The sequence below is a fragment of the Mycobacterium simiae genome (assembly GCF_008370645.1).
GTDB lineage: Bacteria > Actinomycetota > Actinomycetes > Mycobacteriales > Mycobacteriaceae > Mycobacterium > Mycobacterium simiae_A.
This window is the reverse complement of the sequence record NZ_VTZN01000417.1, coordinates 1-990: the sequence shown is the minus strand read 5'-3', so window position 1 is coordinate 990 and position 990 is coordinate 1. Positions and strand designations below refer to the sequence as shown.

The following is a 990-nucleotide window of genomic DNA, read 5'->3' as shown; positions in this document are numbered from 1 at the left end:
GCGTCAACGGCAATGCTGGCACGACCACGATCGCAGCCGGCAGCATGTAATGCGGCAGATGGGTGGTCAAGTGGTCTTGCGTCGCACTCGGATCCGCGTTTCCGGTGAGGTAGGCCACCAGGCGTCTGTCGCCGGGGCGGTCTTCGCGGACGATCACCACGGCGTGCTCGACGCCGTCGAGTTCGGTTAGCGCTGCGGCAATTTCGGCCGGTTCGATACGGTAGCCGCGGATCTTGACCTGCTCGTCGGCGCGCCCGACGTACTGCAGTTGGCCGTCAGCGCCCCAGCGCACCAGATCCCCGCTGCGATACATACGTATCCCAGGGGCGCCGGTCTCCCCGAACGGGCAGGCGACAAAGCGTGCCGCGGTCAACCCCGCGCGGCGCACATACCCACAGCCCACCCCGGCGCCGGCCACATACAACTCACCCACGACACCGGCCGGCACCGGCCGCAACCACCGATCCAGCACGAAAAACGCAGCACCCGCCAGGGGTGCCCCGATCGGGCTCACGCCGCTGTGGGTGTCGCGTTCGACGATCTGGCGAAACGAGGCATGCACGGTGGTCTCGGTGATGCCGTACATGTTGATCAGCCGCGGCGTCTGCGGATGATTGCCCAGCCATGTCCGGATACGTTGCGGCTCAAGGGCTTCGCCTCCGAACACCACCGCATCGAGCTGCAATTGGCTGCCCAGCTCGGGGTGTGCGGCCTCGGCGGCCTGCAGCGCGTAAAACGCTGAGGGGGTTTGGCTTAACACGTTGACCCGCTCAGCGACCAGCAAGGCTAGCAGGTCGGCCGGACTGCGGGTCAGCCGCTCGGGTACCACCACCAGCCGCCCGCCGTGCACCAGCGCGCCCCACATCTCCCACACCGAGACGTCGAAGGCATAGGAATGCCACAGTGTCCAGACCTGTCCGGGTGCGTAGGCGAGGTTCGTCGCCATCGAGGCCAGCAGTTGGGTGATGTTGTGGTGGGTGATCGCTACGC

General features: G+C 66.7%; 1 protein-coding gene. It reads right to left on the bottom strand.

The annotated features are described in order from the left end of the window. The coding region (locus tag F0Q45_RS26185; RefSeq protein WP_149656614.1) for an AMP-binding protein at positions 1-990 on the bottom strand (990 nt) is incomplete at both ends.